This window comes from Pelomonas sp. KK5 (assembly GCF_001984095.1).
GTDB lineage: Bacteria > Pseudomonadota > Gammaproteobacteria > Burkholderiales > Burkholderiaceae_C > KK5.
Genome location: NZ_LYVQ01000132.1, coordinates 1 through 18,252, shown reverse-complemented (window position 1 = coordinate 18,252; position 18,252 = coordinate 1). Strand labels below are relative to the sequence as shown.

The window sequence follows — 18,252 nt, the reverse complement described above, 5'->3', positions numbered from 1 at the left end:
TCAGCGCTGAGCGATGGCCGTGCCTTCCGGCGTCCAGCCGCCGCCCAGCGAACGTGCCAGCGTGACGGCCGCGAGCAGCCGTTGCGTGCGGATCTGCGCGGCGGCGCGGTCGGCGGCGAGGTTGCTGCGCTGGGCGTCGGTCACGTCCAGGTAGCTGGACACGCCGCGCTCGTAGCGCGCCTCGGCCACTTCATAGGCGCGGGCGGCCGCGGTCTGCGCCTGGGCCTGGGCATCGGCCTGCAGCTGGCGCTGCTGGACGTCGGACAGCGCGTCCTCGACCTCGCGCAGCGCCGTCAGCAGCTTGCCCTGGTGATTGGCCACCGCCTGCGCATAGCGGGCCTGGGCCGCCGCGAGGTTGGCCTTGTTGCGGCCGCCGTCGAGGATGGGCAGCGACAGCGACAGCGGCCCGATGCCGAACTGGCGCGAGCCGCCGTTGGCCAGCTCGCTCAGCGATTGCGAGGCGTAGCCGTAGTTGCCGGTCAGGCTGATGGACGGATAGAAGGCGCTCTCGGCCACGCCGACCTGCGCGTTCAGCGCGCGCAGCGAGGCGACGCTGGAGGCGAGGTCGGGCCGCTGGCCCAGCAGGCTGGCCGGCAGGCCGACCGGCACCACCGGCGGCAGCGGCAGCGCGGCCGAGGACGCGGCCAGCACCGGCTCGCTCGGCGCGGCGCCCACCAGCGCGGCCAGGCCGTGTTCGAGTGCCAGGCGCTGGCGGCGGGCCTCCTGCAGGTCGGCCTCGGCATTGGCGCGCTCGACGCGGGCGCGCGACAGGTCCAGCTCGTTGGACAAGCCGTTGTCGAAGCGGGCGCTGATCAGCTGCTCCGACTCGCGGCGGGTGCCCAGCGCGCGTTCGAGGATGGCGATGTCGGCATCGAGGCCACGGAGCTGGAAGTAGCTGCCGGCCACCTGGCCGGAGAGCATCAGCAGCACGCCGTCGCGGTCCACCTGCGCGGCCAGTGCCTGCGCGTCGGCCGACTCGACGGCGCGGCGCACGCGGCCCCACACGTCGATCTCGTACGAAAGCGAGGCGCCCGCCGTGTAGTTCATGCCCTTGATCGTGTGGCGGCCCAGCATGATCGCCTGCGAGGTGTTCTCGGAGCTGCGCGAGTAGCCGGCCGAGGTGCTGACGCCGGCTTTCAGGCCTTCGTCCGACTGCACGACGCCGAGTTGTGCGCGGGCCTCGACGAGGCGCTGGTAGGCGGCCTCGACGCTCGGGTTGTCGCGCAGCGCGCGCTGCTGCAGCGCGTCGAGCGTGGCGTCGTTGAACAGCGTCCACCACTGCGAGGGCAGGGCGGTGCTGCTGCCGGCATTGGCCGGCGCATGGCGATAGGCACCGGCCGCGGCGTCTGCCTTGGGCGCCTTGAAGTCGGGGCCGACGGCGGCGCAGCCGCTGAGCACGGCGATGGCGAGCACCACCGGAAGGGTCTTGAGGATCGAGTTCATCTTGTGGACCTCTGAAGTTGTTTGATCGATCAGTGCGCGCCGCCACCGCCGCCGCCCGAAGGCGACTTGGTCTTGTCGGCGAACCACAGCACGACGATGCAGGCGAACAGCACGCCGGCCATCATCAGGAAGCCGTCGTTGTAGGCCATCACGTAGGACTCGCGGCGCACGATGCGGTCGAGCATCGAGATCGCCTGGTTGCCCGCGGTGGCCGGGTCGATGCCGCCGGCGATGAAGCCTGAAGTCAGCTGGTCCAGCCGCGACTGGGTGGCGTCGGACAGCAGGCTCACCGATTCGCCGATGCGCTCGGAGTGGAAGTGCTGGCGGTTGGTCAGCATGGTCGCGAGCATCGCGATGCCGATCGAGCCGCCCAGGTTGCGGGTCATGTTGAACAGGCTCGATGCGGACGGCGTGTCCTTCGGCGCGATGCCGTTCATCGCGAAGTTGGACAGCGTCAGCATGATGAAGGGCTGGCCCAGCGCACGCACCACCTGCGACCACAGCAGCTCGTCGTAGCCGTAGGAGGCGTCCATGAAGCCGTTCATCAGGCAGGACGCGCCGAACAGCAGCAGGCCGATCGTGCACATGATGCGGTTGTCGATCTTCGACGAGAGCCGCGCCACGAAGGGCATGATGAACAGCTGCGGCAGGCCCGCCCACATGATCACCTCGCCGATCTGCATGGGCGTGTAGTTGGCGATCTGGCCCAGGTACAGCGGCAGCAGGAAGGACGAGCCGTACAGCGCCATGCCGGTCACCGCGGCCAGCGTGGCCGCGACGAAGAAGTTGCGGCGCAGGTACAGGCGCAGGTTGACGAAGGGATCGCGGCGCAGCGCGCTGATCGCCACCCAGCCGACCAGGCCGACGATGGACAGCGTGGCGAACAGGCGGATGAAGTTCGAGTCGAACCAGTCCTTCGAGTTGCCTTCCTCCAGGAAGATCGTCAGGCTGCCCAGGCCCACCGCCATGAAGGCGATGCCCAGCCAGTCGGCATTGGCCAGCAGGCCCCAGTTCTTGCGGTCCTTGTCCAGGCCGTTGGCGATGCCGGCGATCAGCAGCAGGCCCGGCACCCAGTTGATGTAGAAGATCGAGGGCCAGCCGTACAGCTCGGAGAGGTAGCCGCCCAGCGTCGGGCCCAGCGTGGGCGCCATCGTGGCGGTGAGGCCGAACAGGGCCATGCCGGTGGCGCGTTTGCTGGGCGGCAGCTTGGCCATCACCAGCGTCATCGCCATCGGGATCAGCGCGCCGCCGGTGAAGCCCTGCATCATGCGGAACACGATCATGCTGGGCAGGTTCCAGGCCGCGCCGCAGAGCGTGGAGCAGACGAGGAACAGGGCGGTCGTCGCGATCATGTAGGCGCGCAGGCCGAACACGCGGGCCAGCAGGCCGGTCAGCGGGATCACGACGATCTCGGCGCACAGGTAGGCGGTGGAGATCCACGAGCCTTCCTCCTGCGTGGCCGACAGCGTGCCGAGGATGTCCTTCAGCGAGGAGTTGGTGATCTGGATGTCCAGCACCGCCATGAAGGCGCCGAGCAGGCCGGCGGCCACGGCGAACCAGGTGCGCGCGTCGACCTTGGCGTCGTGCGCGGCGAGCATCGGGGCGAGTGCCGCCGAGGATGAAGACGAGGAGGCCATGGGGATGCTCTCGGCTCTGTCGATCAGCGTGCTTGACGCAGGTCCACTTCAACGACCGCCGACATGCCCGGAGCCAGGCGGCCCGCCAGGCGCTTCAGGTCCGCATCGGCGAAGGTCAGCTTGACCGGCACGCGCTGGACGATCTTGGTGAAGTTGCCGGTGGCGTTGTCGGCGGGCAGCAGCGCGAACTGGTTGCCTGAGGCGGGCGAGAAGCTGTCGAGCTTCGTCTTCAGCTTTTCACCGGGCAGCGCGTCGATGGTGACCTCGACCTCCTGGCCGGGCTTCAGGCCGGCCAACTGCGTTTCCTTGAAGTTGGCGGTGACCCAGACCTTGTCCTCGACGATGGCCGCCAGCTGCTGGCCCGGCTGCACGCGCGCGCCGACCTCGACGCTGCGCTTGCCCAGGCGGCCCGCCACCGGCGCCACGATCCTGTTGTACGAGAGCTGCTGCTCGGCGTCCTTCGCCTGCGCCTGCAGCACCTTGACCTGCGCCTTCAGCACCTCGCGGGCCGACTGCGCGGCGCCCACCTGGGCCTGCGCGGCCTGGGCCGCGTCCTTCTTGGCCACGACGTCGGCGGCGGCGCTGGTGCGGGCGGCGACGGCAGCGTCCAGCTCGGACTTGGCGACGGCCTTCATCTGCGTGTTGTAGAGCTGGCCGAAGCGCTCGGCATCCTGGCGCGTGCGTAGCGCCTGCGCTTCCGACTGCGCGACCTGCGCGGTGGCGGCGCTGGCCGAGGCGCGGGCTTGGGCGGTCTGGGCATCGGCCTGCAGCATCTGCTGCTCGACCTGGGCGATCTGCGCGTGGATCTGCTCGAGGCGGATGCGCTGGTCGGCCGGGTCGAGCTCGGCGATCACGTCGCCTTCCCTGACCCACTGGTTGTCGTCGACGAGCACCTTGGTGACGACGCCGGCGATGCGCGTGGAGATCGGGTGGACGTGGCCGGCGACGTAGGCGTTCTCGGTCTCGACGAAGTTCGTCGCGCGCCAGTACATGCGGCCGCCGATGGCCAGGCCGGCGAGCACCAGCGCGCCGAGGATCACGAACACCCGCGCCTTGTTCGGCGCCGGCGGCGCGGGCGTCACGACCGCGCTGATCGCGGCTTCGGTCTTGGGCTGTTGGTTCTGCATGGCGTTCGTCCTGGTCAGGATGACAAATGAAATTGGATCAGTGCATTATTTACGGGTAAACCCCGTAAGTCAAGAAATGAAATCATGTCATTTCATTAAAGACTGCATTAAAGTCACGGCCATGGTCACCGCCTCAGTTCCCAGCAAGCCAGCCGCCGCGAAGAAGGCGGCGCGCAAGCCCGCGCGCAAGTCCGCTGGCCGCCCGCGCGCCGACGAGGTCGAGGCGCGCGTGGACGAGCTGGCCACGATCGCCGGCCAGCTCTTCCTCAAGAAGGGCTACGGCAATGTGAGTCTGGAGATGATCGCCCGCGAGGCGCGGGTGGCGGTGCGCACGATCTACGTGAAGTTCGGTGGCAAGGCGGGGCTGCTGGGTGCGGTGCTGATGAAGAAGCGCCAGCAGTACTTCGCGGACCTGGACATGATGCAGGACCAGCGCCCGCTGAAGGTGGCGCTGAGCGACTTCGCCACGCGGCTGCATGACATGATCATGTCCCGCGAGGCGGTGGCGCTGCAGCGCATGCTGGCGGCCGAGGCCTGCAGCAACCCGGAGTTCATCCAGACCTTCTTCGAGCTGGGCCCGAACCGCACCCGCCAGGCGATCGCCGACTACCTGGCCCGCCCGGACATCCGCGCGCAGATGCGCGAAGGCCTGCCCGAGGCGGAGCTGCCGGTCTTCCTGATCAACTGCGTGCTCGGCGACCAGATGACGCGGATGCTGCTGAACCCGCCCGACCCGTCGCCGGCGGCGCGGGCGAAGGCGCTGGCGCAGCGGCTGGAGCTGTTCTACCTGGCGGTGCTGCGCTAGCGGGCTGTTGCAAGACGACCGAGGTGCCCGCCTGCTGCGTTGCGCGGCGCTCGGGATCCTCATGGACATCGGGTCCTTGACGGATGTCTACCAACTAGTAGAATGAAAGCATGTCAACCGAACTTTCACCCAAGGCAGCCGAGATCGTCGCGCATACGCGCTCGTTGCTGGCGGCGGGCGGCTACAACAGCTTCAGCTATGCCGACCTGGCCGAGCGGGTCGGCATCAGCAAGGCGAGCATCCATCACCACTTTCCGAGCAAGGCGGTGCTGGTGCAGACCGTGGTGCAACTCTATCGCCAGGAGGCGAAGACGGCCCTGCAGTCGCTGGTCGGGCATTTCGATGATCCATTGACCGAACTCCATGCCTATGCGGACTACTGGTCCAGCTGCATCCGCAGCGGCGAGTCGCCGTTCTGCATCTGCGCCATGCTGGCGACCGAGATGCCGAGCATTCCCGATGAGGTCGCCGTCGAGGTGCGCCTGCATTTCCGTGATCTCAATGACTGGCTGGCCTCGCTGTTGAAGCGGGGCGCTTCGCGAGGCCAGTTCCACCTGCTCAACAGCACGGCGGTCTCGGCGAAGGGCTTCGTCGCGCTGGTCCACGGGGCGATGCTGATGGCCCGCGCGCTGGACGACCCGAAGGCCTTCGCAAGCATCGTGCAGCCGGCCATCCTGAAGCTGGCGCAGCCGGCCTGATTCCCACGCAAGGGCGGCCTGGCCGCCTTTTTTTTCACTCCGTCAATCTACCTACTAGTAGGTTTGTTTCAATCGAAAGATCCTCATGCCTCATCCTCTTTCCACTCTGGGCATCGCCCATACCGTGATCAGCCTGCTGCCGGTCGTCGCCGGCCTGTACAGCCTCGTGCGGTACGGGCGCATCGATGCCGCACGCCAGGTCGGCAAGGTGTATCTCGTCGGCCTGACGGTGTCGGTCCTCACGTCCTTCGGCCTTTCCAGCACCGGTGGTATCAATCCGGGCCACGTGCTCGGGGTGCTGGCCCTGCTGGCGGCCTTCGGCGGCACGTGGCTGGTGCCGCGACTGCGGGTCCTCGGACGGCTGGGGGCCTACCTGCAGGCATTCGGGCTCTCCTTCAGCTTCTTCCTGCTGATGGTGCCAGGCCTCAACGAGACGCTCACGCGGCTGCCCTCCGGGAGTCCGCTGGCGACCGGCCCTGCCGACCCGGTCGTGCAGGTGGCCCTGCTCGCCTGGCTGATCGTCTTCATCTTCGGATTCACGCTGCAGGGGCGGGCCATCCGTGCGGCGCGCCGCCGCGAAGACGGGCAATGAGCTTCCTGCCCGCTGCGAGGCGAGATCGGCTGCTGCCGGTTCAGGCCTCGTCGCCTTGACGGCGCAGCAGCTGCCAGTGTCCCTCGGAGACGACCTCGACCGCGCCGTCGACCACCTGGATCGCCGTCTGGTCGTCGATCGCATAGGCCGGGCCGCCCAGGCGGGCTGCCCATTGCTCCGCATGCGCCAGCGTGTTCTCCGGCATGGCCTCGTGATCCAGGTGCGGAAAGATCGAGAAGTCGACGAGCCCCAGGGTGCTGTCGCCGCCCGACGGCGGCTGCCAGTTCATGAACTCCTCGCCGATGCGCGGTGTCATCACCATGCTGCCCGCGCTCACGCCCACCCAGACGGTGTCCTGGAGCTCAGGCAGCAGGCCGGCCAGGCCGGATGCCTTCATCCAGTGGCACAGGAACGCGGCATCGCCGCCGTCCACCAGCAAGGCGTCGGCGGCGCGGACCCAGGGCATCCAGCGCTCCGGGCCGATGCTGGGCAGCGCCATCAGTTCCAGCAGCCCGACCGACTTCCAGCCCAGGTCGATCATCGGCGCCGGCGATCGGCCGGCGACGAAGCGCCAGGCCGAGGCGGGCGTGCACATCGGGTGCCCATACTCCGCCGTGGGAATGCACAGCGCGCTGGCGGCCTCGATCGGCTTGCCCAGCAGATCGACCAGCGCCTGGCGGATGCTGGCGTTCTGGACGCCGCCGGAGGTGAGCAGCAGCTTCATCGCCTGGCCGGGCCTCAGCCCGTGTTGCGCAGCCCCGCCGCCACGCCGTTGATCGACAGGTGGATGCCGCGCTGGACCTTCTCCATCGTCGGCTCGGTGGAGCGCTTCTCCGCCGGCACCGCGCGGTAGCGGCGCATCAGCTCGACCTGCAGGTGGTTCAGCGGGTCGATGTAGGGGAAGCGGTGCTCGATCGAGCGGGCCAGCGCGGGATTGGTCGCCAGGCGCTTGTCGTCGCCGGTGATCAGGCTCAGCGCGGCCTGCGTGCGCTCGAACTCGGCCTTGATCGCGGTGAAGATGCGCTTGCCCAGCTTCTTGTCCTCGACCAGCTCCACATAGCGCTCGGCGATGCCCAGGTCGGTCTTGGCCAGCACCATGTCCAGGTTGGACAGCACGGTGCGGAAGAAGGGCCACTGCTTGTGCATCTTCTTCAACAGGGTCAGGTGTTGCCCATGCTCGGGCGTGCCCTCCTCGCCGAGGAAGTCGAGCACCGCCGAGCCGAAGCCGCACCAGCCCGGCAGCGCCACGCGCGACTGGCCCCAGCTGAAGCCCCAGGGAATGGCGCGCAGGTCCTCGATCGCGCGGGTGGCCTTGCGCGAGGCCGGGCGCGAGCCGATGTTCAGCTCGGCGATCTCGCGGATCGGCGTGGCGGCGAAGAAGTAGTCGGCGAAGCCCGAGGTGTCGTAGACCAGGCCGCGGTAGGCCTGGAAGCTGAGGTCCGACAGCGACTGCGCGGCTTCGAGGAAGCTCTTGGGCGCGCTCTTGGTCGGGTTCAGCAGCGTGGCCTCCAGCGTGGCGGCCACCAGGGTCTCGAGGTTGCGTCGGCCGATCTCCGGGTTGGCGTACTTGGAGTTGATGACCTCGCCCTGTTCGGTCAGTCGAATCTGGCCGTTAACAGTGCCGGGAGGCTGCGCCAGGATGGCCTGGTAGCTCGGGCCGCCGCCGCGGCCGACCGTGCCGCCGCGGCCGTGGAACAGGCGCAGCGTGATGCCCTTGGCGGCCGGCAGCTCGGCGAACATCTCCACCAGCGCGATCTCGGCGCGGTACAGCTCCCAGGAGCTGGTGAACATGCCGCCGTCCTTGTTGGAATCGGAGTAGCCGAGCATCACGTCCTGCTCCGCGCCGCTGCGCTTGAGCAGTGCGGCGATGCCCGGCAGCGCGTAGAAGTCGCTCATGATCTCCGGCGCGACGCGCAGGTCGCCGATGGTCTCGAACAGCGGGGAGACGATCAGGTCGCTGGTGGCTTCGCCGTCGAGCGTGCCGCGCATCAGGCCCACTTCCTTCAAGAGCAGCAGGACCTCCAGCAGGTCGCTGACCGATTCGGTGTGCGAGATGATGTAGTGGCGGATCGCCTCGCGGCCGAAGCGGCGCAGCGCGGCGTGCGCGGCCTCGAAGATGGCCAGCTCGCCGACGGTCTTCTCGCTGTAGTCGGCGCCGTGGACGCGCAGCGGGCGGGCATCCTGCAGCAGGCGCACCAGCAGCTCGCGGCGCTGGGCCTCGTCCAGTGCCGCATAGTCGGCCTCGATGCGCGCATGCTGCAGCAGCTCGGCGACGACCAGCTCGTGCTGGTCCGAGCTCTGGCGCAGGTCCAGCGTGGCCAGGTGGAAGCCGAACACGCTGACCGCACGGATCAGCGGCTTCAGCCGCGGCGCGATCAGCGCCTCCGCGTGGTGGAACTTCAGCGAGGCGGCGATCGTCTTCAGGTCGGCCAGCAGCTGGTCCGGCGAGGTGTAGGCGTTCTGCGGGGCGACCGCATGGCGCAGCGCCTCGGTGCCGGTCAGCTCGTGCAGCGTGGCGGCCAGGCGGGCGTACATGCCGGTCAGCGCGCGGCGGTAGGGCTCGTCCTTGCGGTGCTCGTTGGTGTCGGGGCTGCTCTCGGCCAGCGCCTGCATCTCGGGCGTGATGTGGGCCAGGCGCAGCGAGATCGAGAGCTCGCCGCCCAGCGCATGGATCTCGGTCAGGTAGAAGCGCAGCGCGACCTCGCTCTGGCGCTTCAGCGCGTGGCGCAGCGTGGTGGCGGTGACGTTGGGGTTGCCGTCGCGGTCGCCGCCGATCCAGTTGCCCATGCGCAGGAAGGGCTTGAAGTCGTGGCCGGGCAGGGCCTCTTCGAGCTCCTCGTAGATCTTCGGGATCTCGCGCAGGAAGGTGGCCTGGTAGTAGGAGAGGGCGTTCTCGATCTCGTCGGCCACGGTCAGCTTGGAGTAGCGCAGCATGCGCGTCTGCCAGAGCTGGGTCACGCGGGCGCGCAGCAGCGCCTCGTTGTCGCGCCGCTCGCGCTCGGTGTGCAGCGCGTCGCGGGTCTCGATCAGGCCGGCGATCGCGCGCTCGGCGTCGAGGATGCTCTTGCGCTGCACCTCGGTCGGGTGGGCGGTCAGCACCGGCGAGATGAAGCCGTGCTGCAGCGTCCTGGCGATCTCGGTGGGACGCACGCCGTGCTCGTGCAGCTTTTCCAGCGCGAAGGCCAGCGACCCCTCCTGCATGCTGCCCGCGCGCTCGTGCACCTCGCGGCGGCGCACGTGGTGGCGGTCCTCGGCGATATTGGCCAGGTGCGAGAAGTAGCTGAACGCGCGGATCACGCTGACCGCCTGCTCGCCCGAGAGGCTCTTCAGCAGCTTGTCGAAGCTCTTGCCCGCCTGCGCGTCGCGCTTCAGCCGGTAGGCCACGGCAAGCTGGCGGATGCGCTCCACCAGCTCGTAGGCCTCGCGGCCCTCCTGTTCGCGGATCACCTCGCCGAGGATGCGTCCGAGGAGCCGGATGTCGTCCATCAGCGGCTGGTTCTTGTCGGCCACGGCGGCGGACTTTTTCGAGGCAGGGGCGGTCTTCTTGGAGGGCATGGATGTCTCGCTGAAGTGTTGTAACTGAGTTACCTGTTTTTGACTTTATCAGTTTCCTCGGCTGCATCCCGGGCGGGATTCTTCGCTGTTTGATAATCGAAACATGACCGAAAGAATCACCATCGCCACCCGCGAGAGCCGCCTCGCCCTGTGGCAGGCCGAGCATGTGCAATCGCTCTTGCAAGAACGGGGCCTGACCGTCGAGCTGCTGGGCATGACCACCCGCGGCGATCAAATTCTCGACCGGACCCTGTCCAAGGTCGGCGGCAAGGGCCTGTTCGTCAAGGAGCTGGAGACCGCGCTGGAGGACGGCCGGGCGCAACTGGCCGTGCATTCGCTGAAGGACGTGCCGATGGAGCTGCCCGAGGGCTTCGAGCTGGCCGCCATCCTGGAGCGCGAGGACCCGCGCGACGCCTTCGTCTCCAACCATTTCGCCAGCCTGGCCGAGCTGCCGCAGGGCGCGCGGGTCGGCACCTCGAGCCTGCGCCGCGTCGTGCAGCTGCGGGCGATGCGGCCGGACCTGCTGATCGAGCCGGTGCGCGGCAACCTCGACACCCGGTTGCGCAAGCTCGACGAGGGCGGCTTCGACGCCATCGTGCTGGCGGCTGCCGGGCTCAAGCGCCTGGGCCTGGCCGCACGCATCCGCAGCTGCTTCGGCGTGGACGAGATGATTCCCTGTGCCGGGCAGGGCGCTTTGGGCATCGAGATCCGCAGCGACGCGGCCGCGCTGCGCGACACGCTGGCGGCGCTGATCGACCGCCCCACCTGGCTGGCCACCCAGGCCGAGCGGGCCGTCTCGCGCACGCTGGGCGGCAGCTGCAGCATGCCGCTGGCCGCGCATGCGGTCTGGCAGGGTGACGAGCTGCAGCTGAGCGCCGCGCTGGGCCATGCCGAGGACGCCACGCTGCCGCTGCTGCACGCGCGGCTGGGCGCCCCCGTCACGACCGACGAGCAGGCCCGCCAGCTCGGCGAGCAGGCTGCCCAGGCGCTGCGCGGGCAGGGCGCCGAGCGCTATCTCTGACCGGCCCATGCCCTCTGCCACGCTGGTGCTGACCCGGCCGCGCCAGCAGGCGGCGGAATGGATCGCCCGCCTCGCCGCGCTGGGCGTTCCGGCCTGCAGCCTGCCGCTGATCGAGATCCTGCCCGGTGATCCGCAGCAGGCCGATACCGCGTGGCAGCAACTGCCGGTGGCGGCGCTGGCGGTCTTCGTCAGCCCCAATGCGGTCGAGCATTTCTTCGCCGCGCAGGCCGGCAGGCCCTGGCCCGCGCAGACGCTGGCCGCCTGCGTCGGCCCCGGCAGCGCCCGTGCGCTGCGCGAGGCCGGCGTGCCCGAGGCGCTGATCGTGCAGCCGCCGGCCGCCGCCGCCAGCCTCGACTCCGAGCACCTCTGGCCGCAACTGGCCAGCCGTGACTGGCAAGGCCGCGACGTGCTGCTGCTGCGCGGCAACGGCGGCCGCGAATGGCTGGCCGAGCGCCTGCGCGAGCACGGTGCGACAACGCATTACTTCAGCGTCTACCGCCGCACCGCGCCGCACTACGAAGCACCGCAGCAGGCCTTGTTCGACGCCGTGCTGGCGGCACCCGCCGGCCATGTCTGGCTGTTCAGCAGCGCCGAAGGCGTGCGCCACCTGGCCGCGCTCGCCCCGGCCGGCCAGGACTGGTCTGCCGCCCGCGGCATCTGCACCCACGAGCGCATCGCCGAGGCGGCGCGCGGCATCGGCATCGGCCACATCGGGATGGCCCGCCCCGATGCAACCGACGTGACCCGCGCATTTGCGCTCCTACAATCATTCGCACCGTGAGCGATACCGACAACACACCAGCGACCGGGACGGTCGCCTCCGCCGTGACGCCCTATGTGGCGCCGAGCGCCACTCCCCGCCCCGCGCTGCCGAGCTGGCTGCTGGCGGCCCTGCTGGTGCTGGCCGGCGCCGCGCTGGCCGGCTTCGCGGTGGCCTGGCAGACGATGAATCGCCAGCATGTGCTGGAGCAGGAACTGGTGCGCCGACAGGACGCCAGCCGCGGCGAGGCCAGCGAGGCCCAGGCGGCGGCGAAGCAGGCGCAAGACCTGGCACGCGACACGGCGGCCAAGGTGGCGCTGCTCGACGTGCGCCTGGCCGAGGTGGCGCTGCAGCGCGGGCAGCTCGAGGAACTGATCCAGTCGATGTCGCGTTCGCGCGACGAGAACATCATCGTGGACATCGAGGCCGCCATCCGCGTGGCCGTGCAGCAGACCGTCATCACCGGCAGCGCCGAGCCGCTGGTGGCCGCGCTGCGCCAGGCCGACGATCGCCTCGCCCGCTACAAGCAGCCGCGCATGGAAGGCATCCGCCGCGCCGTCGCCCGCGACCTGGACCGCATCAAGGCGATCAGCGTCGTCGACGTGTCCACGCTGACGATCCGCCTGGACGAAGCCGCCCGCCTGCTCGACGACCTGCCCTTGCTGTCCGGCCCCTCGCGCCCGGAGACTTCGGCGCGTGCTTCTGCCAAGGCCGAAGCCGGCAAGCCCGCCGCGGCCTCCGCCCCGCCGCCCGAGTCCGACGGCCAGATGGCCCGCTGGATGTGGCAGGCCCACCAGCGCTGGGACGATGCGGTCAAGCTGGTCTGGGGCGAGACCCGCACGCTGGTGCGCGTGACCCGCATCGATCACCCGGAAGGCATGCTGATCGCGCCGGACCAGACCTTCTTCCTGCGCGAGAACCTCAAGCTGCGCCTGCTCAACGCGCGGCTGGCCCTGCTGAGCCGCCAGTTCGACACCGCGCAGTCCGACCTGCGCGAGGTGCAGGAGACGCTGGGCCGCTACTTCGACATGCGCTCGCGCCAGGTGATCGCCGCCAAAGAGCTGCTGCGCCAGGTGGCCGGCCAGGCGCGCCAGGTCACCGTGCCGCGGCCCGACGACACGCTCGCTGCGCTCGCAGCCACGGTGGCAGGCCGCTGATGCGCACCGTCATCTGGCTGGTCTTGCTCTTCGCCGTCGCGGTCGTCGCCGCGCTCACGCTGGGCAGCAACGACGGCCTGGCCACCTTCTACTGGAACGGCTGGCGGCTCGACGTCTCGCTGAACCTGTTCCTGCTGGTGCTGGTGGGCAGCTGCTTCGCGCTGGTCACCGCGATCAACACGATCAACTCGCTGATCTCGCTGCCGCGCCGCGCCCGCCAGTGGCGCGTGGCCCAGCGCGAGCGCAGCGCGCAGCTCGCCTTGCGCGAGGCGCTGGCCGAGTTCTTCGGCGGCCGTTACAGCCGCGCCCAGAAGGCCGCGCAGAAGGCGCTCAACATCCAGACCGCCACGCCCGAACTGGCCCAGGACCACGGCTTCATGGCCCTGGCCCACCTGATGGCCGCCAACAGCGCCCACCGCCTGCAGGACCGCCGCCGCCGCGACGAGCAGCTGCAGGCGGCGCTGGCCCTGTCGCGCCGCGGCGCGCTGGAGGAGGGCGCCCGCCTGCTGGCCGCCGAATGGGCGCTGGACGACCGCGACGCCGGCCGCGCGATGGAGCTGCTGGGCGAACTGAGCCCCGGCGTGGCCCGCCGCACGCAGGCGCTGCGCCTGAAGCTGCAGGCCGCGCGCCTGGCCAAGCAGTCGCTGGAAGCGCTGCGCACCGCGCGGCTGCTGGCCAAGCACCAGGGCTTTTCCAAGTCCGCTGCGCAGGGACTCTTGCGCGCGCTGGCCTTCGAGGCGCTGGACGGCGCCCGCGATGCCGACCAGTTGCGCGCCGCCTGGATGCAGCTCGACGGCGCCGACCGCCGCGACGCCATCGTCGCCGCCCGCGCCGCGCAGTGCGCCGCCGCCCTGGGCATGCCCGACGACGGACGCGGCTGGCTGCGCCCCTTCTGGAACGACATCGGCGAGCTGCCGCCGGACGAGCGCGCCGCGCTGTCCGAGGCGCTGGTGCCGGTGCTGGCGGGCCTCGGCCCCGAATGGCTGCAGCGGCTCGAATCGGCCGTGCAGCGCTTCCCGCGCGACAAGTACCTCGCCTATGCGCTGGGCCATGCGCTGGCCGAGCGCCAGCTGTGGGGCAAGGCCCGGCTGATGCTGGAGACGGTCAGCGACGACCACACGATGCCGGTGGCCGCGCGCCGCCGCAGCTGGCTGATGCTCGCCCGCCTGGCCGAGCAGGATGGCGACGTGGAACGCCGCGCCCGCTGCTACGAGGCCGCCGCCCAGCTCACTGGATGATGCCGTTGCGCACGGCATAGAGCACCAGCTCGGCCGTGCTCGACACGCCGAGCTTCTCCAGGATGTGCGTGCGGTGCGCGCTCACCGTCTTGATGCTGATCATCATCTCCTCGCCGATGTCGGCCGGCGGCGTGCCCTTCAGCAGCATCAAGAGGATCTGGTGCTCGCGCACGGTCAGGCGCTGGTGCGGCGGGCGGTCGTCGAAGCCCTTCAGCTGGTCCTGCACGCGGGCGGCGATGCGAGCGCTGAGGTAGGTGCCGCCGCGGGCCACCGCGCGGATCGCCTCGATCAGCTCGGCCGGCTCGGCATCCTTGGGCAGGTAGCCGCTGGCGCCGGCGCGCATCGCGACCAGCGCGTACTGTTCCTCCGGATACATCGAGAGCATCAGCGCCGGCACCGTGGGGAAGTCGCGGCGGATCGTGGCCAGCACCTCCAGGCCGCTGCGGCCCTCGAGATTGATGTCCAGCAGCACCAGCTCGAAGGGCTCGCGGCGCAGCGCCTGCATGGCCTCGGCACCGCTGCGGGCCTCGGCGGTGACGCGAATGTCGGACTCGTCCAGCAGCAGGCGCTTCAGCCCGGAGCGGAAGATCGTGTGATCGTCGACGACGAGGGCGCGGATCATCGTGTGGTCCTCGTCATCACAGCAGCGGCGCGGCCAGCACCAGCCGCGTGCCGCGGCCCGGCGTGCTCTCGATGCGCACCTCGCCGCCGATCTCGCGGGCCCGCTCCTGCATGTGCAGGAGGCCCAGCGAGCGCGGCGTCCGCATCGTCGCCGCGGCATCGAAGCCGATGCCGTCGTCGCGCAGTTCGAGCAGGAAGCGCTCCTCGTCCAGCGACAGCACCACATCCACGCGGCTCGCGCCGGCATGGCGCGCCACGTTGGTCAGCGCCTCGTTGAAGATGCGGTAGATCGCGGTGGCGCGGCGCGGCGAGAGCCGCAGCGTCGAGGCGTCCTGCGCGTCGAGCCGGTGGGCCACGCCGGAGCGCAGCGTGAACATCTCCAGCTCGTGCCGGATCGCCAGCGGTAGGTCCAGCTGGTCGAGCGCGCTGGGCCGCAGTTCCTCGGCGATGCGCTTGACCGCGTCGATGGTCTGCTGCGTCAGGCCCAGCAGGCCCTGCATCATGGCCTGCAGCTCCTCGCCCTCGACCCGGCGCATCACCCGCGTGGCATCCATCTTCAGTGCGGTCAGCATGCCGCCGAGCTCGTCGTGGATGTCGCGGCTCAGCGCGCGGCGCTGGTCCTCCAGCTTGGCGGTGGTGTAGGCGCTCAGCTGGCGCAGCTGCTCGCGCGACTCGCGCAGCTCCTCCTCGTTGCGGATCCGCTCGGTCACCTCCACGCCGACGCCGGCCACCGCATAGCGGCCGCGGTGCATCACGCGGCTGCCGTGGATCTCGATCAGGATCATGCGGCCGTCCTTGTGCAGCGCGCGCGAGACGAAGCGCTCGCTCGCCGGGTTGCCGGCCAGGCGCCGGTGGTAGCTCTGCAGCACCGTGTCTATGAAGTCGGGCTGCACGAACTTGCGCAGATGCTGGCCGATCATCTCGGCCGGCGTGTAGCCGGCGATGGCGGCGAAGGTGGCGTTGGCATAGCAGAAGACCTCGTCCTGGATCACGTAGATGCCGGCCAGCGACTGCTCGATGATGGCCTGGTAGGGGATGTCGGGCACCCCGGTGGTGGACTCGTCTGACATGGGCACTCGGTTTGCCTCGGGTCGCGTGATTGAAGGCCCTGACGGCCCTCGTTTGGAGTCGGGGAAACACCGAGCGGATGTGAGATTCGTCTGATGGCCTTCGCGCCGCCCGCTTCCTACAGTCGGCCGGCCTGATATCCATAACGACACAGCGCAGGAGACAAGCAGCATGAACCGTATTCTTCTTTGCGGCGCGGCCCTCGCATCGCTGCTGGCCCTCGCCGGCTGCGGTGGTGGAAGTTCCACCGAACGCCAGACCACCGCCGGCGTCATCGAAGGCAAGGACGGCGCCGGCACCCAGGCCTGGCTCGGCGTGCCCTACGCGCAGCCGCCGGTCGGCGCACTGCGCTGGATGCCGCCGGTCGATCCCGCGCCCTGGAGCGGCGTGCGCAAGGCGCAGCAGTTCGGCCACGGCTGCGCGCAGGGCGGCCGCTACTTCAGCCCGGCGCCGGGCGACGCACCCTACGGCCTGGCCGTGCGCGAGGGCTTCGGCAAGCCGGTCGGCGACGAGGACTGCCTGACGCTGAACATCTGGAAGCCGGTCGGCGCGTCCTCGCCGCTGCCGGTGATCTTCTTCATCCACGGCGGCAGCAACATCTCCGGCTACTCGGCCGACCCGGTCTACGACGGCCAGGCGCTGGCGAAGAAGGCCAATGCGGTGGTCGTCACGATCAACTACCGCGTGGGCGTGCTCGGCTGGCTGGACCTGCCGCAGCTGAAGACCGGCGACGCGCTGGCCGACTCCGGCGACTTCGCGCTGCTGGACCAGCTGCAGGCGCTGAAGTTCGTGCGCGCCAATATCGGCAACTTCGGCGGCGATGCGGGCAACATCACCGTGATGGGCCAGTCGGCCGGCGCGGTGAACGTGTGGGGGCTGCTGGTCTCGCCGCTGTCCGCGGGCCTGTTCCACAAGGCCGTGCCGCTGAGCGGCGGCATCGCGAATTCCTCGCGCACGACCGCGCAGACCTACTCGAAGGGCCTGCTCAACGCGATCGTGATCGCCGACGGCAAGGCCACCGACGCCACCACCGCTCAGGCCTGGCTCGCCACGCAGACCAACGCCCAGGTCGCCACCTGGCTGCGCGCGCTGCCGGCCAGCCAGATCCTCACCGTGATGCTGGCCAATCCGCAGCTGGGCAACGCACCGGCGCCGATCGAGGACGGCACGGTGCTGCCGGTCAATTCGATCGCCGCGCTGGCCGCCGGCAAATACCAGAAGGTGCCGGTGCTGGCTGGCAACACGCGCGACGAGGGCACGCTGTTCGCGAACCTGTTCGGCAGCGTCACCGGCAGCGGCATCCCCGGCTTCAAGCCGAGCGACTACGACCGCTTCGGCCTGCAGTTCAACTTCAATCCCGACGCGGCCTCCACGCTGACCGAGTCGGACCTGATCAACGCGGCCTACCTGCCGGTCACCGCCAAACCCTTCGGCTGGAACGCGCTGACGGCGTATGCCTCGAACGCCATCTTCCTCGGCCCCGTGATTCCGCAACTCAACTCGCTGGCCGCGCAGCAGCCGAGCCAGGTCTGGTACTACCGCTTCGACTGGGACGAGGAGCCCGCGCCCTTCAACACCGTCTACGGCGCCACCCATGCGCTGGACCTGCCCTTCCTGTTCGACAACTTCGGCAGCAATGTGTTCTCGTTCGCCTACGGCTCGGCCAACAGGGCAGGGCGCGAGGCGCTGTCGGACGCGATGATCGCCAGCCTCTCGGCCTTTGCGAAGACCGGCAATCCGAATGCGGCGGCGCTCGGCGTGAGCTGGGCCAACTACCCGGCCAAGCTGGTGTTCGACGCCTCGCCGACGCAGCTGAAGATCAGCACGCAGTGATGGATGAATCGGTGAAGCCTGCGGCCCTGGGCGCGGGGCTGCTGGACCGCCTGCCGATGCGGCTGCAGGCGAGGGTGCTGGAGCGCGCCCGCCTGCAGCACCTGCCGGCGCGAGCGCCGGTCCGGGCGCACGGGGCCTGGTATGGCGTGGTGTCGGGCGCGGTGCGGCTGGCGGCGCAGCTGGCCGACGGCCGCGCGATGACGCTGGAACTGCTCGGGCCCGGTGAGTTCTTCGGCGAATGCCTGGGGGGCGAGGGCGGCTCGCACGAGGTCGAGACGCTGGGTCGCTGCACGCTGCTGGTGGTGCCGGCCGAAACCTTCGTCGAGCTGATGCAGACCGAGCCGGCTTTCGCGCAGTTCGTGGCCCGGCTGCTGTCCGCGCGGCTGCGCGCCGCACACGAGGCCGCGAGCCAGCTGCTGGAGGACTTGCTGGAGACGCGCGTGGCCCGCAAGCTCGACGAACTGGGCCGCCGCTTCGGCGTGCGCGTGGGCGACGAGATCCGCATCACGCTGCCGATCATCCAGCGCGACGTGGCCGAGCTGGTGGGCGGCTCGCGGCAGCGCGTGAACGTGGCCATGCAGGCCCTGGTTCGCCGCGGCACGCTGCGCCTGGACGCACGCACCCGTTCGATCTTTCTGCGCCCGCCGCAGCAAATAGTCGCCGCCCCGAGAAAACTCATGCTATAGTGCAAGGCTTC

Annotated in this window: 16 protein-coding genes; 9 read left to right on the top strand and 7 right to left on the bottom strand. The window is 69.9% G+C overall.

Going from position 1 to position 18,252, the window contains the following annotated elements:
- The 3 genes from B0W88_RS19725 to B0W88_RS19715 are packed head-to-tail and all read right to left on the bottom strand — an operon-like array spanning position 1 to position 4,207.
- Positions 1-1,443, bottom strand: a complete 1,443-nt coding sequence (locus B0W88_RS19725) for an efflux transporter outer membrane subunit (protein WP_077036341.1) — start codon at positions 1,441-1,443, stop codon at positions 1-3.
- Positions 1,444-1,472: 29 nt separating this feature from the next.
- Positions 1,473-3,080, bottom strand: coding sequence for a DHA2 family efflux MFS transporter permease subunit (locus B0W88_RS19720; RefSeq protein WP_077036340.1), 1,608 nt, complete (start codon positions 3,078-3,080; stop codon positions 1,473-1,475).
- A 23-nt stretch (positions 3,081-3,103) separates the two neighbouring features.
- Complete coding sequence (locus B0W88_RS19715) at positions 3,104-4,207, bottom strand: HlyD family secretion protein (protein WP_077036339.1); 1,104 nt, start codon at positions 4,205-4,207, stop codon at positions 3,104-3,106.
- A 121-nt stretch (positions 4,208-4,328) separates the two neighbouring features.
- Here B0W88_RS19715 and B0W88_RS19710 point away from each other — a divergent pair, with 121 nt between their 5' ends.
- The 3 genes from B0W88_RS19710 (at position 4,329) to B0W88_RS19700 (ending at position 6,302) form a co-directional block, all read left to right on the top strand.
- Entirely contained in the window at positions 4,329-5,012 is a 684-nt protein-coding gene (locus B0W88_RS19710) for a TetR/AcrR family transcriptional regulator (RefSeq protein WP_077036338.1), read from the top strand.
- A 110-nt stretch (positions 5,013-5,122) separates the two neighbouring features.
- Positions 5,123-5,710, top strand: a complete 588-nt coding sequence (locus B0W88_RS19705) for a TetR/AcrR family transcriptional regulator (protein WP_077036337.1) — start codon at positions 5,123-5,125, stop codon at positions 5,708-5,710.
- An 85-nt stretch (positions 5,711-5,795) separates the two neighbouring features.
- On the top strand, positions 5,796-6,302 hold the full coding sequence (locus B0W88_RS19700; RefSeq protein ID WP_077036336.1) for a hypothetical protein: 507 nt from the start codon (positions 5,796-5,798) through the stop codon (positions 6,300-6,302).
- 40 nt (positions 6,303-6,342) lie between these two features.
- Here the strand turns inward: B0W88_RS19700 and B0W88_RS19695 are convergent, their stop codons facing one another.
- Both B0W88_RS19695 and ppc read right to left on the bottom strand, forming a co-directional pair.
- Entirely contained in the window at positions 6,343-7,026 is a 684-nt protein-coding gene (locus B0W88_RS19695; protein WP_077036335.1) for a Type 1 glutamine amidotransferase-like domain-containing protein, read from the bottom strand.
- Between the two features lie 14 nt (positions 7,027-7,040).
- On the bottom strand, positions 7,041-9,857 hold the full coding sequence (gene ppc, locus B0W88_RS19690; RefSeq protein WP_077036334.1) for a phosphoenolpyruvate carboxylase: 2,817 nt from the start codon (positions 9,855-9,857) through the stop codon (positions 7,041-7,043).
- 103 nt (positions 9,858-9,960) lie between these two features.
- Between ppc and hemC the strand changes: the two genes are divergently transcribed.
- Genes hemC through B0W88_RS19670 form a run of 4 tightly spaced genes read left to right on the top strand, consistent with a single transcriptional unit; the run spans position 9,961 to position 14,033 of the window.
- Complete coding sequence (hemC, locus tag B0W88_RS19685) at positions 9,961-10,878, top strand: hydroxymethylbilane synthase (protein ID WP_077036333.1); 918 nt, start codon at positions 9,961-9,963, stop codon at positions 10,876-10,878.
- Between the two features lie 7 nt (positions 10,879-10,885).
- Positions 10,886-11,659, top strand: a complete 774-nt coding sequence (locus B0W88_RS19680) for a uroporphyrinogen-III synthase (RefSeq protein WP_077036332.1) — start codon at positions 10,886-10,888, stop codon at positions 11,657-11,659.
- The gene (locus B0W88_RS19675) at positions 11,656-12,795 is read left to right on the top strand and encodes a uroporphyrinogen-III C-methyltransferase (protein WP_233151781.1); all 1,140 of its coding nucleotides are present in this window, start codon (positions 11,656-11,658) and stop codon (positions 12,793-12,795) included. The genes B0W88_RS19680 and B0W88_RS19675 overlap by 4 nt, the downstream gene beginning before the upstream one ends.
- Positions 12,795-14,033: a heme biosynthesis HemY N-terminal domain-containing protein gene (locus tag B0W88_RS19670; protein ID WP_077036331.1), complete on the top strand. Its 1,239-nt coding sequence runs from the start codon at positions 12,795-12,797 to the stop codon at positions 14,031-14,033. Before B0W88_RS19675 ends, B0W88_RS19670 begins: the two co-directional genes overlap by 1 nt.
- Here the strand turns inward: B0W88_RS19670 and B0W88_RS19665 are convergent.
- Positions 14,023-14,655, bottom strand: coding sequence for a response regulator transcription factor (locus B0W88_RS19665; protein ID WP_077036330.1), 633 nt, complete (start codon positions 14,653-14,655; stop codon positions 14,023-14,025). The two genes, B0W88_RS19670 and B0W88_RS19665, sit on opposite strands and share 11 nt — an antisense overlap.
- Before the next feature lie 16 nt (positions 14,656-14,671).
- Positions 14,672-15,724: a PAS domain-containing sensor histidine kinase gene (locus B0W88_RS33090; protein WP_077036329.1), complete on the bottom strand. Its 1,053-nt coding sequence runs from the start codon at positions 15,722-15,724 to the stop codon at positions 14,672-14,674.
- A 169-nt stretch (positions 15,725-15,893) separates the two neighbouring features.
- Here B0W88_RS33090 and B0W88_RS19655 point away from each other — a divergent pair, with 169 nt between their 5' ends.
- Positions 15,894-17,555, top strand: coding sequence for a carboxylesterase/lipase family protein (locus B0W88_RS19655; RefSeq protein WP_077036328.1), 1,662 nt, complete (start codon positions 15,894-15,896; stop codon positions 17,553-17,555).
- A complete protein-coding gene (locus tag B0W88_RS19650; RefSeq protein WP_077036327.1) occupies positions 17,555-18,241 on the top strand; it encodes a Crp/Fnr family transcriptional regulator in 687 nt (228 codons plus the stop codon). Before B0W88_RS19655 ends, B0W88_RS19650 begins: the two co-directional genes overlap by 1 nt.
- Positions 18,242-18,252: the final 11 nt, after the last annotated feature.

Excerpts from the sequence above, each read along its gene's own strand:
- B0W88_RS19725 (WP_077036341.1), bottom strand. The coding sequence starts at position 1,443 with ATGAACTCGATCCTCAAGACCCTTCCGGTGGTGCTCGCCATCGCCGTG.
- B0W88_RS19720 (WP_077036340.1), bottom strand. The coding sequence starts at position 3,080 with ATGGCCTCCTCGTCTTCATCCTCGGCGGCACTCGCCCCGATGCTCGCC.
- B0W88_RS19715 (WP_077036339.1), bottom strand. The coding sequence starts at position 4,207 with ATGCAGAACCAACAGCCCAAGACCGAAGCCGCGATCAGCGCGGTCGTG.
- B0W88_RS19710 (WP_077036338.1), top strand. The coding sequence starts at position 4,329 with ATGGTCACCGCCTCAGTTCCCAGCAAGCCAGCCGCCGCGAAGAAGGCG.
- B0W88_RS19705 (WP_077036337.1), top strand. The coding sequence starts at position 5,123 with ATGTCAACCGAACTTTCACCCAAGGCAGCCGAGATCGTCGCGCATACG.
- B0W88_RS19700 (WP_077036336.1), top strand. The coding sequence starts at position 5,796 with ATGCCTCATCCTCTTTCCACTCTGGGCATCGCCCATACCGTGATCAGC.
- B0W88_RS19695 (WP_077036335.1), bottom strand. The coding sequence starts at position 7,026 with ATGAAGCTGCTGCTCACCTCCGGCGGCGTCCAGAACGCCAGCATCCGC.
- ppc (WP_077036334.1), bottom strand. The coding sequence starts at position 9,857 with ATGCCCTCCAAGAAGACCGCCCCTGCCTCGAAAAAGTCCGCCGCCGTG.
- hemC (WP_077036333.1), top strand. The coding sequence starts at position 9,961 with ATGACCGAAAGAATCACCATCGCCACCCGCGAGAGCCGCCTCGCCCTG.
- B0W88_RS19680 (WP_077036332.1), top strand. The coding sequence starts at position 10,886 with ATGCCCTCTGCCACGCTGGTGCTGACCCGGCCGCGCCAGCAGGCGGCG.
- B0W88_RS19670 (WP_077036331.1), top strand. The coding sequence starts at position 12,795 with ATGCGCACCGTCATCTGGCTGGTCTTGCTCTTCGCCGTCGCGGTCGTC.
- B0W88_RS19665 (WP_077036330.1), bottom strand. The coding sequence starts at position 14,655 with ATGATCCGCGCCCTCGTCGTCGACGATCACACGATCTTCCGCTCCGGG.
- B0W88_RS33090 (WP_077036329.1), bottom strand. The coding sequence starts at position 15,724 with ATGTCAGACGAGTCCACCACCGGGGTGCCCGACATCCCCTACCAGGCC.
- B0W88_RS19655 (WP_077036328.1), top strand. The coding sequence starts at position 15,894 with ATGAACCGTATTCTTCTTTGCGGCGCGGCCCTCGCATCGCTGCTGGCC.
- B0W88_RS19650 (WP_077036327.1), top strand. The coding sequence starts at position 17,555 with ATGGATGAATCGGTGAAGCCTGCGGCCCTGGGCGCGGGGCTGCTGGAC.